Source organism: Curtobacterium flaccumfaciens (assembly GCF_004361695.1).
Taxonomy (GTDB): Bacteria; Actinomycetota; Actinomycetes; order Actinomycetales; family Microbacteriaceae; genus Curtobacterium; species Curtobacterium flaccumfaciens_B.
Genome location: NZ_SNVW01000003.1, coordinates 130,913 through 143,412, shown reverse-complemented (window position 1 = coordinate 143,412; position 12,500 = coordinate 130,913). Strand labels below are relative to the sequence as shown.

Genomic DNA, 12,500 nt, shown 5'->3' with positions numbered 1-12,500 from the left:
CCGACGCGGCGCCACGCCCGCCCCATGCCCGCCCCGCTCACGCCGGGGACGACGAAGGGCCCCGGCGTGTTCGCCGGGGCCCTTCGGGTCGGAGCCGTTGTTGCGCTGGGCCGCTAGTTGCGCTGGCTGCTCGCGATGATCGCGAGGATGCGCAGGATCTCGAGGTAGAGCCACACGAGGGTGACGATCAGCCCGAAGGCCGCCGTCCACGCGTAGATCCGGGGAGCACCACGGCGGACACCCGTCTGGATCTGGTCGAAGTCGAGGATCAGCGAGTACGCCGCCATGATCACGACGAAGATGCCGATGAGCACGCCGAGCGGGATGCCGAAGAGTTCGATGCCGAGGGCACCGAACGCGGTGTCTGTCACGCCGGTCCACATGAGGACGAGGTTCACGAGCGAGAACGCCATGTACCCGACCATCGCGATGAGGAAGAACCGGGTGGCCTTCGGCGTCGCACGGACCTTGCCGGAGCTGAAGAGCGCCAGCGTGATGGCGAACACGGCGAGGGTGCCGAACACCGCCTGGGTGACGATCCCGCCCCACATCGAGTTGTAGACGCCGGAGATGCCACCGACGAACAGCCCCTGCGCGAAGGAGTACGCCAGGACCAGACCCGGCGACGGCTTCTTCTTGAAGGTGTTCACGAGCGCCAGGACGAACCCGACGACCGCGCCGATGATCCAGACGATCGGGGGCAGGTTCCAGCCGGCCACCGCACCGACGACGAGCACGCCGAACGCGAGCAGCGTCTTGACGATGGTGTCCTCGTACGACATGCGGTCGGTGTCGACCGTGCTCGCTGCCGGACGGTCGTACATGTGCTGCAGCTGGTCGGGGGTCATGCCGCCCTGCGCCTGCTGCGGGGTCTGTCCCCAGCCGGCCTGCTGCTGACCAGCGCCGCGCCCACCCCAGGTGTTGGGCCCCTGGTTGTTGAAGGCGGGGGACTGGTCGAAACCGGGCTTGAAGGCCATGGTGTCCTCTTCCTTGGAGATTCGAGTCCTCTCAGCCTAGGGGCGCTCGGTCGCGGAAGGCTGAGGATTCGCGGCGAGCGGAAGGGGCCTCGGGGGACCTCGACTCGCCGAGCCTATGGGGATCCGCTGCGCGCGCGCCGCGAAGTCGACGAGAACCAGCCGACCGCGGGGCGGAAGGCGCGGGACGGGGGCGATCCGCGCCTCCAGGCCCGGTCGTCCCGACCCGACCGACGGGCCCGGTCGTCCCGACCCGACCGACGGCCCCGGTCGTCCCGACCCGACCGACGGGCCCGGTCGTCCCGACCCGACCGACGGCCCCGGTCGTCCCGACCCGACCGACGGGGCCGGTCGTCCCGGCCCGACCGATCGGCCCGACCGGCGGGTACAGCCACGTGACCAGCGCGACCGAGATGACCATGAGCAGCAGCCAGGCCACGATCTTCGTGGGCGCGACCGGCTGCCAGGCCGCCGCCTGCGCGGGGTAGGACCACGCCCCCGCCCAGGTGGCGACGTTCTCGGCGAACCAGATGAACAGTGCGACGAGTCCCATCGCGAGGAGCACGGGCGTCCGGAGTGTCGCGCGGTGGATCCGCACGTGCATGGTCGTCCTCGCGAAGAGCGCCACCACCGCGGCGAGCAGTACGTACCGGGCGTCCCACACGACGTGGTGCGCGAAGAAGTTGAGGTAGACGGCACCCGCGACGACGGCGAGCACCCACTGCCGCGGGTACCGGTCGAACCGCAGGTCGAACAACCGGTACACCCGCACCAGGTACGACCCGACAGCGCCGTACATGAAGCCGGAGAAGAGCGGGACGCCGAGCACGACGAGGACCCCTGACGGCTCGTAGGTCCAGGAGCCGACGTGGGTCTTGAAGACCTCCATGACGGTGCCGACGACGTGGAAGAGCAGGACGACCCGCAGTTCACGGACGGTTTCGAGGCCGAAGACGAGCATGCCGACCTGCAGCAGCACGGCCGCGATCGTCAGCACGTCGTTCCGGGCGGCGACGGGCACGGTGAGGTGCACGACCGCCATCGTCGCGAGCAGGAGCGCGCCGAACGTGCACGCCCACGCCTGCTTCGCGCCGAACACCAGGAACTCCGTGACGGACAGCCGGACGGGCCGGTGCGGCTGGTGCCCGGCGTCGAGCAGTCGTCGCGCGGCCCGGTCGATGCGGTGCTCGACGGCGGTGGAGAGGGAGCGGACGGAGCGGGAGCGCGCGGTCATGGGGCGATCGTCAGCGCGCCAGCTGGGAACCGGGGCCTGCGAACACCCGCATGTGACTCGGGACACACACCACTCCGGGTCGTCATCCGCGGACAGTAGGGTCGGCCCATGACCCTGGTGATCGCCCACCGTGGCGCGTCCGGCTACCGCCCCGAGCACTCCCGGAGCGCGTACGAGCTCGCGGTCGAGCTCGGTGCCGACGCCATCGAACCGGACCTGGTGCCGACGAAGGACGGCGTGCTCGTCCTGCGGCACGAGAACGAGGTGTCCGGCACGACCGACGTCGCGGACCACCCGGAGTTCCGGCACCTGCGGACGACGAAGACCATCGACGGGCAGACGCTGACGGGCTGGTTCACCGAGGACTTCACGTGGGCCGAGCTGCAGACCCTGCGGACGCGGGAGCGGCTGCCGGCCCTCCGCCCGTCGTCGGCCGAGCACGACGGCGAGGAGCCGATCCTGCGCCTCGAGGACCTGCTCGACATCCTCGACGCCGCACCGCGTCCGGTCGGCCTGGTGGCCGAGGTCAAGCACGCCGACTTCTTCGACCGCGCCGGGTTCCCGATGGGCCAGCTCGTCGACGCGGCGCTCGGCGATGCGGGCTGGCGCGGGGACGAGCGGCTCACGATCGAGTGCTTCGAGAAGGGCGTGCTCCGCGATCTGCGCGAGCGTCGCGTGGGCGGCCGCCTCGTGTACCTCCAGGAGGCGCGGGGCAGCGCCGCGGACGAGGTCGCGTCCCACGGCTCGCTGGCTCCCACGTACGCCGCCGAACGGTCCGACGACGCGCTCGCGTCCCTCGCCACGGAGTTCCACGGGATCAGCGTGGACCTCGGGACGCTGATGGCCGGGGTGGACAGCGTCGCGCTCGAGGACCCGGCACCGGTGCGGAGCGGGATCGTCGACCGGGCGCACGAGTCCGGGCTGGCCGTGTACACGTGGACGCTGCGGCCGGAGAACCGGTTCCTGCCCGGGCCGCTCCGCCGGGGTGGCGAGGTCGCGGCGTTCGGTGACTGGGAGCGCTGGTTCACGTCGGTGATCCGGACCGGGGTCGACGGGGTGTTCGCGGACCACACCGACCTGGCCGTGCTGGCCCGCTCTGCCGTCGGGGGTCGCGCCTAGGCCGTGCTGGCCCGTTCGGCTGTCGGGGGGTCGCGCCTAGACTGTCGCGGACATGACGATCGTGCTGGACCCCTTCGATTCCGCGCCCGACCAGGGTGCGGGCTCTCGCGCCTACGAAGACCCCTTCACCGCGGGTCTGAACCCCCAGCAGAAGGAAGCCGTCGAGTACCGCGGCGAGTCCCTGCTCATCGTGGCCGGTGCCGGTTCCGGCAAGACGAGCGTGCTCACCCGCCGGATCGCGCTGCTGCTGGCCAACCGTGAAGCCTGGCCGTCGCAGATCCTCGCCATCACGTTCACGAACAAGGCCGCCGCCGAGATGCGCGAGCGCGTCCGGGCGCTCGTCGGGCAGGAGTCCGACGGCATGTGGATCTCCACGTTCCACTCGGCGTGCGTGCGGATCCTCCGGCGCGAGGCCGAGCGCTTCGGGTTCCCGCAGTCGTTCACGATCTACGACTCCGCCGACTCGCGGGCACTCCTCAAGCGGATCATCAAGGAGCTCGAGGCGGACACGCTCGGGCTGACCGTCGGTGCCGCGGCGTCGAAGATCTCGAAGCTCAAGAACGAGCTGCAGGACATCGACACGTACGCGCGCAACATCAACGTGAACGACCCGCAAGAGGTCATGTTCACCGAGGTCTTCCGCCGGTACACGAACGAGCTGCGACGGGCGAACGCGTTCGACTTCGACGACCTCATCGGGCAGACGGTCTTCCTGTTCCGTGCCTTTCCGGACGTCGCCGCGCTCTACCAGCGCCGCTTCCGGTTCATCCTGGTCGACGAGTACCAGGACACCAACCACGCCCAGTACGCCCTCATCCGCGAGCTCACCCGGCCGGTCCCCGTCGAGCAGGTCGACAAGCTCGAGGACTCCGGCCAGCACGTCGCCCGGATGCGCGAGGCCGACGGCTCGATCGCACCGGCGTCGCTCACCGTCGTCGGTGACTCGGACCAGTCGATCTACGCGTTCCGCGGTGCGGACATCCGGAACATCGTCGAGTTCGAGCGGGACTTCCCGAACTCGAAGGTGATCCTGCTCGAGCAGAACTACCGGTCGACGCAGAACATCCTCGACGCTGCGAACGCCGTCATCGCGAACAACTTCGACCGGCAGGCGAAGAACCTCTTCACGGACGTCGGCGCCGGCGACAAGATCGTCGGCTTCACCGGGTACACCGGCCACGACGAGGCGCAGTTCGTCGCGGACGAGATCCAGCGGCTGCACGAGGACGGCATGTCCTACCGCGACATGGCCGTGTTCTACCGGACGAACTCGCAGACCCGTGCGCTGGAGGAGATCTTCATCCGTGCGGCGATCCCGTACCGGGTGCTCGGCGGCACGAAGTTCTACGAGCGCGCCGAGATCAAGGACGCCATGGCGTACCTCATCACGGCGGCGAACCCGGCCGACCCGATGGCGCTCCGGCGGATCCTCAACGTGCCGAAGCGCGGCATCGGCTCGGTCACCGAGACGACGCTGCAGCGCTACGCGGACGAACACGAGACGACCATGCGAGACGCGCTCCGGCACGCCGGTGAGCTCGGGTTCGGTCCGAAGGTGCGGAACGCGATCACCGCCTTCGCCGAGCTGCTCGACTCCGTGTCCGAGAAGGCGGCGACGCAGCCCGTGGTCGACACGCTCACGCAGCTGCTCGACGGCTCCGGCCTGCTCGACAACCTGCGGAAGTCGCCGGACGCGCAGGACGCCGCCCGCGCCGACAACATCGACGAGCTCGTCGCGGTGACGCGGGAGTTCCAGAAGAACAACCCCGAGGGCACGCTGTCCGACTTCCTGACCGAGGTCTCCCTGGTCGCCGCGGCGGACGAGCTCGACGACTCGTCGGGCACGGTGTCGCTCATGACGCTGCACACGGCGAAGGGCCTGGAGTACGACGCCGTGTTCCTCACCGGCGTCGAAGAGGACCTGCTGCCGCACCGGATGTCCGCGAACGAGCCCGGTGGCCCGTCCGAGGAACGCCGGCTGTTCTACGTCGGCATCACCCGCGCCAAGAAGTCGCTGTTCCTGTCGCTGGCGATGACCCGCGCGCAGTTCGGCGACGTCAACGTGGCGATGCCGTCGCGCTTCCTGCAGGAGATCCCCGAGGGGCTCATCGAGTGGAAGCAGTCCCCGGGCATGGCGAACAGCCGTGGCGGGACCGAACCGCGGGCCATCAACGCGCGTCGTGGCATGGGCGGCCCCGGCGGCGGACCCGGCTCCGGCGCTGGCGGCTCCGGCGGCGGTGGCTACCGCGGCGGTGGTGGCTGGGGCGGCGGCTCGTACGACCGGGCGACGGCCGCGGCGAAGACCCGTCCGAAGACCGAGTGGGCGAACCGGGTGTCCGGGCAGGTCCGCGACAACGGCGACATGGAGCTGGTGCCGGGCGACCGCATCAAGCACGTCGACTTCGGCGAGGGCACGGTCTCGGCGGTCACCGGCCAGGGCGCCAAGCGCATCGCGGAGATCGCGTTCGACTCCGCGGGCCGCAAGAAGCTCCTCATCAAGATCGCCCCGATCGAGAAGCTCTAGGAGCGCGCGGCGCTACGGCTGCAGGCGCTCCACGGCCCACCCGTCGCCGCCGAGCCGGTACTGCAGACGGCGGTGCATCCGGTCGCGGCTGCCGTGCCAGAACTCGACGGTGTCCGGCTCGAGTCGCCACGCGCGCCACGAGCCGGGCCGCGGGACGTCGTCGCCGTGCTCGTCGAGCAGCGCGTTCGCGTCGTCGATGAGGTCCTGCAGGGTGCGCGGCTCGAGGACGGCGGACTGGGCGGCGACGGCGGTGGCGGCGCGGGACTTCGGCGACCGGTCGGCGAACAGCGCGTCGGACTCGTCGTCGGAGGGCTGCACCACGCGGCCTTCGAAGCGGAGCTGCTGCATGGTCTCCCGCCAGTAGACCTGGAGCGCCGCGTGCGGGTTCTCGTCGAGCTGGCGTCCGGTGGGGCTGTCCGACGAGGTCCCGAACACCAGGCCGGCGTCGTCGAGCCGCTTCACGTCGACGGTCCGGGCGTGCACCCGGCCGTCGGCTCCGGCGGTGGCGAGGGTCATCGACAGCGGTTCGGCCACGTCGCCGTCCTGCGCGTCGTCGATCCAGGTCCGGGCGACGGTGAACGGGGACGCGGGCGGGTCGGCGAACTCCGGGAACGAGAACGACGTGTCACCGGACAGCGGGGCGGAGGGCATGCGCCCAGCCAACCGCGCGTCGAGCTGCGACGCTCAGGATGCGGGTCGGTGGTGCGCGTACCGACGCATCGCGCGGAGCAGCAGCGGCCCCGGCAGGCGGAGTGCCCAGCCCGGCACGACGGCGCGGACGGTCCGGACGAGGTGCACGGCCCGGCGGAAGCGCCGCTGCTCGCGCGGCCCCCACGGGAACCGGTACTGCGTGCGCAGGGCGTCCGGCAGCATGCCGACGGTCACGATGCGGACGAGCGGCATCGCCGCGCGCACCCACAGCGGCGCGAACCGCGGGTGCAGCAGGTCACGGACGACCCCGCGCGCGTCGTCGGTGACCACGAGCGTCTCGAGCGTCGTCGCCCAGTACGCGTCGAACGCGGCGACCGAGGCGGGCCACCGGTCGGCGGGGACCCGCAGGGCCGTGCCGATGGGTGCGTAGGCGGCGAGGACCGCTTCGGCACGGTCGGCTGCGACGGGGTCGCCGAACAGGTCGTGCGCGCGCCGTGCGGAGTCGAACAGGGTCGCGGCCACCCAGAGCTGCCGGTCCGCGTCGTCGGCCCCGGTGACCGGTCGGTGCGCGCGGTCCACGAACGACGCGGCGACGGCAGCGTCCGCGTCGGTGCCGACCACGACGGCGTAGACGAACATCAGGGTGTGGGCGAGCCGCTGCTGCGGCCGCCGTGCGAAGTCGGAGTGCCGTCGGACCCCCGCGGCGACGACGGGGTCGGCGATCTGCAGCAGGATGGCGAGGCCGCCCGCGGCCACGGGCGTGCTGTCGGCGAGGAACCGACGCAGGTCACGGTCTGCGACGCGACCGGGGGCCGGACTGGAGGCGCGGTGCCGGTGGTGCGCCGCGCCTCCAGGCAGTGGACGGGTCACGTCCGCGCCCGTCGGTGGCGGTCCCGCAGGACCGGGACGACGTCCGCGGCGACGGCCGCGACCAGCGCGACGCCACCGGCCACCAGCGACGGTGTGAGGACCGCGGCGTCGACGGGGACGCCCGTCGTCGTGACGAGGAGCGTCGCGACGAGCCAGATCGCCGGGAGCGGCCACAGTCGGGTGGGAGCGCCGGCGACCACCGCACCCACGACGGCGACCACGAGCAGGGGCAGCCACCGGCCGACCGGTTCGGACCGTGCGGCGAGGTTCGCTGCGGCGGCGACGAGCAGGAGCGCCGCGATCGCGATGAGTCGAGCCGCCGCGGGCATGCGGCGGACGGCGGCACGGACACGGCGGAGCACGGCCCGATGGTACCGAGCCGTGCTCCGCGCAGGCCGTGCCGGGCCCGGGCCGGTCAGAGGGGGCCCGAGCCGTCCTCCGTCGCGAGGTCGCGACCGTCGTCGTCATCGTCGTGCTCGTACGTGTCGGGGGAGCCCTCACGGGGTGCCCCGCCGGTCGGGCCGTCGTCGGTGCCGTCGCCGGGCTGCGGTTCGACGGTCTCGCCGGCGACCGCGTCGTTGGTGACGGTCTCGAGGGCCTCCTCGCGGTCGTCGACCTCGTACGGGCCGGTGTGCTCGGTGTCCACGTCGTCGTCACGGAACTCGTCGGTTCCGTCGTTCGGGGTGATGCCGGGGTCGCTCACTGCGCGCTCCTCTCGGTTCGGGGAGTCCTGTCTACCCCGCGGGGCTGCGGACGCGTCCGGGCGAGCGGGGCGCACGGGGCGACCGGTCGCGGGCCACGTGCGTGCCGGGTTCGCACGGTGGACACCGTTCACCTGGCGGACACCTCCGGGTCACACCGGCGAGGCACACTCGCCGTGCTCGGGGGAGTGGAGCGCGGTCGCCGACGGGTGGTCGAGCGACCGCGCCTTCCCCCGCGGGAGCGGCGGCGCTGTCCGCGCCGGGTCAGACCCGCTTGAGCAGCTTCCGCTGCACCACGTCGGCGAGGCCGAGCGTGCGGTACCCGGCCGACTCGAAGAAGACCGTGATGCGGTCCTCCTCCGTGCTCATCACCACACCGGTGCCCCACTCGGCGTGCTCCACGCGGGCGTCCGGTGGCCAGAGGTCGTCGTTCGCGCCGTCGGCCACGTGGACGCCGCCGTCGAGCGCCGTCCCGGACGAGCAGGTGTCGCAGTTGCCGCACGGCTCCGGCAACTCGTCCCCGAAGTACCCGAGCAGGAACTGCCGGCGGCACCCGGTCGTCTCGGCGAACTCCCGCATCATCGCGATCCGCGACTCCTCGACCCGTTCGCGTTCTGCCGCACGGTCCGCCGCGGCACGGGCCGCGACCGCCGCGGTGTCCGGACCGCCGGGCACCCGGGACACACCGTCGACGTCGTCGCGCAGGACCCCGGCGTCGAGCAGGGCGTTGAGCGCGCGGCCGGCGGTGCGGGCGGACAGGCCGGAGGTCTCGGCGAGCTCGGACCGGGCGATCGCGCCGGCGGCCGGGACCGCGTCGAACACGGCTCGGACCGATGCGGGTCGGGGTGCGCCGGACGCGAAGAACGTGCGCAGCCCGAAGTCCTCGGCGCGGTAGTGCAGGGTCGCGCCGGCCGGCTCGGCGTCACGCCCCGCACGGCCGATCTCCTGGTAGTAGGCGTCGACCGACTCCGGGACGTCGGCGTGCACGACGTACCGGACGTCGTGCTTGTCGATGCCCATGCCGAAGGCGCTCGTGGCGACCACCACGTCGACGTCCCCGTCGAGGAAGCCGGTGTGGACGCGCTCGCGCTCCGCCACCGGCATGCCGGCGTGGTACGGCCGAGCCCGACTCCCGCGGGCGACCAGGGCATCGGCGTACTCGGTCGTCGCGGCGCGGGTGGCGACGTAGACGACGGTGGCCCCCTCGAGCCCGGCGACCTGGTCGACCACGGCGGCTCGCTTCTCGGTGTCCTCGCTGTGCCGGACCACCTCGAGCCGGATACCCGGACGGTCGAAGCCCGAGGCGAGCACGAACGGGTCGCGCATGCCGAGCCGTTCGACGATGTCGTCGCGCACCGGGGCGGAGCCCGTCGCGGTCAGGGCGAGCACCGGCGGGCGACCGAGACGCTCCGCGACCTCGCCGAGCGCGAGGTAGTCGGGGCGGAAGTCGTGCCCCCACGACGAGATGCAGTGCGCCTCGTCGACGGCGAGCAGCGCGACCCCGGCGGCGCGGAGTCGTTCCAGCACGTCGTCCTTCACGAGCTGCTCGGGCGCCAGGAACACGTAGCCGACGTCGCCCGCCGCGAGCGCGTCCCAGGCATCGGCGACGTCCCGCGCCTTCCTCGTGGCGTTCATCGCGACGGCGCGGGGAGCGTGCACGTGGTGCTCGAGTCCGACGACCTGGTCCTCCTGCAGCGCCACGAGGGGAGAGACCACCACGACGACGCCCGCGAGCTCGAGGCCGGCGACCTGGTAGATCGCGGACTTCCCCGAGCCGGTCGGCATCACGGCGAGTGCGTCACGGCCAGCGAGCACGGCGTCGATCACCGACTCCTGGTCGGCGCGGAGGTGCCAGCCGAACACGTCGGCGGTGCGGGTGCGGAGTGCGTCGTTCACCGATCCACTCTGCCGAACGGACGCTGGGGGTCGGACCCGGCGGCGCGCGCGGCGGCTGATGCCCACCGGACGCGACCCGCGCCTCCAGTCCGACACCGGACCCGACCGTCCGCGCACCGGACGTCCACCGACCAGCGCTAGGCTCGGGTCCGGCCGTTGTCTCGACATCGAGCGACCCTCGATGGTGAGTGCGCGACCGGGAAACCGATGCCGATCGCACGAACCGTGCGGGAAGAAGAACAGCGTGGATCTTTTCGAGTACCAGGCCAGGGACCTCTTCGAGTCCTACGGCGTCCCCGTCCTCCAGGGCATCATCGCCGACACCCCGGAAGAAGCACGGGCCGCCGCCGAGAAGATCGGTGGCGTCGTCGTCGTCAAGGCGCAGGTGAAGGTCGGCGGTCGCGGCAAGGCCGGCGGCGTCAAGGTCGCGAAGACCCCCGACGAGGCGTTCGAGCACGCGCAGGCGATCCTCGGCCTCGACATCAAGGGCCACACGGTCAAGCGCGTCATGGTCGCCCAGGGCGCCGACATCGCCGAGGAGTTCTACTTCTCGGTGCTGCTCGACCGGGCGAACCGCTCCTACCTCTCGCTCACCAGCGTCGAGGGCGGCATGGAGATCGAGCAGCTCGCGGTCGAGAAGCCCGAAGCGCTCGCCCGTGTCGAGGTGAACCCCCTCCTCGGCATCAACAAGGAGGCCGCGCTCGACATCGCGGCCCAGGCGAACTTCCCGTCCGAGCTGCAGGACGCCGTCGCCGACGTCTTCGTGAAGCTCTACGACGTCTACGCCGGCGAGGACGCCACCCTCGTCGAGGTCAACCCGCTCGTCCGCACGGGCGACGGACGGATCCTCGCGCTCGACGGCAAGGTCTCGCTCGACGAGAACGCCGACTTCCGCCACGAGGGACACAAGCAGCTCGAAGACACCGCGAGCGAGGACCCGCTCGAGGCCAAGGCGAAGGCACACGGCCTCAACTACGTGAAGCTCGACGGCGAGATCGGGGTCATCGGCAACGGTGCCGGTCTCGTGATGTCGACGCTCGACGTCGTCGCCTACGCCGGTGAGCGACACGGCGGCGTGAAGCCCGCGAACTTCCTCGACATCGGCGGCGGCGCGTCGGCGGAGGTCATGGCCAACGGCCTCGACGTCATCCTCGGCGACCCGCAGGTGAAGAGCGTCTTCGTGAACGTCTTCGGCGGCATCACCGCCTGCGACGCCGTCGCGAACGGCATCGTCGCCGCCCTCGGGATCCTCGGCGACGCGGCCACCAAGCCGCTCGTCGTGCGCCTCGACGGCAACAAGGTGGAAGAGGGTCGCGCGATCCTGGCGGAGGCGGCACACCCGCTCGTCACCGTCGTTGCGACCATGGACGATGCGGCCGAGAAGGCCGCCGAGCTCGCCGCAGCGGCGTAAGGAGCGGAAGCAACATGTCGATCTTCCTCAACAAGGACTCCAAGGTCATCGTCCAGGGCATCACCGGCGGCGAGGGCACCAAGCACACCGCACTGATGCTCAAGGCCGGCACCCAGGTCGTCGGCGGCGTGAACGCGCGCAAGGCCGGCACGACCGTCACCCACGACGACGTCACCCTGCCGGTCTTCGGCTCGGTGCGCGAGGCCATCGACACCACCGGTGCCGACGTCTCGATCGTCTTCGTCCCGCCGGCGTTCGCGAAGGACGCCGTGATGGAGGCCATCGACGCCGAGATCCCCCTCGTCGTCGTGATCACCGAGGGCATCCCGGTGCAGGACGCCGCGGTGTTCTGGGCGCACGCGAAGGCGCTCGGCGGCAAGACCCGCATCATCGGCCCGAACTGCCCCGGCATCATCACGCCCGGTGAGTCCCTCGTGGGCATCACCCCGGCGTCGATCACCGGCAAGGGCCCGATCGGCCTCGTCTCGAAGTCGGGCACGCTGACCTACCAGATGATGTACGAGCTGCGTGACCTGGGCTTCTCGACCGCCATCGGCATCGGCGGCGACCCCGTCATCGGGACGACGCACATCGACGCGCTCGCCGCGTTCGAGGCCGACCCCGAGACCGAGGCCATCGTGATGATCGGTGAGATCGGTGGCGACGCGGAGGAGCGTGCGGCCGACTACATCAAGGCGCACGTCACGAAGCCGGTCGTCGGGTACGTCGCGGGCTTCACCGCCCCCGAGGGCAAGACGATGGGGCACGCCGGCGCGATCGTGTCCGGATCTGCGGGCACGGCCGAGGCCAAGAAGCTGGCGCTCGAGGCGGCTGGCGTCAAGGTCGGCAAGACGCCGTCCGAGACGGCCGCGCTGCTGCGCGAGGTGGTCGCCGCGAAGTAACGGCACACGTCCCGACCGGGGACGGACTGGAGGCACGGTGCCAGCTGGCACCGTGCCTCCCGTCGTTCCCGGCGCGGTCCCGGCGGCGGGGCGCGGCGCGGCGCGCGGCGCGGCGGGGCGCGGCGGGCGGGGCGCACAACCGAAGTGCGCCCGCGCCGTGGAAACGCACGGCGCGCGGTGCCTTCGGTTGGTCGGACGGTACGGGAGCCCGTCCGCGC

11 protein-coding genes are annotated in these 12,500 nt (G+C 71.8%); 4 read left to right on the top strand and 7 right to left on the bottom strand.

Features of this window, described 5'->3' with window-relative positions; translation table 11 throughout:
- Positions 1 to 113: 113 nt before the first annotated feature.
- Both EDF64_RS05510 and EDF64_RS05505 read right to left on the bottom strand, forming a co-directional pair.
- Entirely contained in the window at positions 114 to 977 is an 864-nt protein-coding gene (locus tag EDF64_RS05510; protein WP_133519063.1) for a Bax inhibitor-1/YccA family protein, read from the bottom strand.
- 31 nt (positions 978 to 1,008) lie between these two features.
- Positions 1,009 to 2,208 (bottom strand): DUF817 domain-containing protein, encoded by a 1,200-nt coding sequence (locus EDF64_RS05505; protein ID WP_347813177.1) that lies wholly within the window; start codon positions 2,206 to 2,208, stop codon positions 1,009 to 1,011.
- Between the two features lie 108 nt (positions 2,209 to 2,316).
- On the opposite strand from EDF64_RS05505, the gene EDF64_RS05500 reads away from it, so the two are divergent.
- Together EDF64_RS05500 and EDF64_RS05495 are read left to right on the top strand one after the other, a co-directional pair.
- On the top strand, positions 2,317 to 3,327 hold the full coding sequence (locus tag EDF64_RS05500; protein ID WP_133519062.1) for a glycerophosphodiester phosphodiesterase family protein: 1,011 nt from the start codon (positions 2,317 to 2,319) through the stop codon (positions 3,325 to 3,327).
- Between the two features lie 52 nt (positions 3,328 to 3,379).
- Positions 3,380 to 5,851: an ATP-dependent helicase gene (locus EDF64_RS05495; protein WP_133519061.1), complete on the top strand. Its 2,472-nt coding sequence runs from the start codon at positions 3,380 to 3,382 to the stop codon at positions 5,849 to 5,851.
- A gap of 12 nt (positions 5,852 to 5,863) precedes the next feature.
- Here EDF64_RS05495 and EDF64_RS05490 read toward each other — a convergent pair whose 3' ends face one another.
- From EDF64_RS05490 to EDF64_RS05475, 5 genes are all read right to left on the bottom strand, one after another.
- Positions 5,864 to 6,502, bottom strand: coding sequence for a pyridoxine/pyridoxamine 5'-phosphate oxidase (locus EDF64_RS05490; RefSeq protein ID WP_133519060.1), 639 nt, complete (start codon positions 6,500 to 6,502; stop codon positions 5,864 to 5,866).
- A gap of 33 nt (positions 6,503 to 6,535) precedes the next feature.
- Positions 6,536 to 7,372, bottom strand: a complete 837-nt coding sequence (locus tag EDF64_RS18115; protein WP_166645615.1) for an oxygenase MpaB family protein — start codon at positions 7,370 to 7,372, stop codon at positions 6,536 to 6,538.
- The gene (locus EDF64_RS18110) at positions 7,369 to 7,734 is read right to left on the bottom strand and encodes a hypothetical protein (RefSeq protein WP_166645614.1); all 366 of its coding nucleotides are present in this window, start codon (positions 7,732 to 7,734) and stop codon (positions 7,369 to 7,371) included. The genes EDF64_RS18115 and EDF64_RS18110 overlap by 4 nt, the downstream gene beginning before the upstream one ends.
- Positions 7,735 to 7,787: 53 nt before the next feature.
- Complete coding sequence (locus EDF64_RS05480; protein ID WP_133519058.1) at positions 7,788 to 8,075, bottom strand: hypothetical protein; 288 nt, start codon at positions 8,073 to 8,075, stop codon at positions 7,788 to 7,790.
- A gap of 262 nt (positions 8,076 to 8,337) precedes the next feature.
- The gene (locus EDF64_RS05475) at positions 8,338 to 9,969 is read right to left on the bottom strand and encodes a RecQ family ATP-dependent DNA helicase (RefSeq protein ID WP_133519057.1); all 1,632 of its coding nucleotides are present in this window, start codon (positions 9,967 to 9,969) and stop codon (positions 8,338 to 8,340) included.
- Between the two features lie 244 nt (positions 9,970 to 10,213).
- Between EDF64_RS05475 and sucC the strand changes: the two genes are divergently transcribed.
- A complete protein-coding gene (gene sucC / locus EDF64_RS05470; RefSeq protein WP_133519056.1) occupies positions 10,214 to 11,380 on the top strand; it encodes an ADP-forming succinate--CoA ligase subunit beta in 1,167 nt (388 codons plus the stop codon).
- A 14-nt stretch (positions 11,381 to 11,394) separates the two neighbouring features.
- On the top strand, positions 11,395 to 12,282 hold the full coding sequence (gene sucD / locus EDF64_RS05465) for a succinate--CoA ligase subunit alpha (RefSeq protein ID WP_133519055.1): 888 nt from the start codon (positions 11,395 to 11,397) through the stop codon (positions 12,280 to 12,282).
- The last annotated feature ends 218 nt before the right edge of the window (positions 12,283 to 12,500 follow it).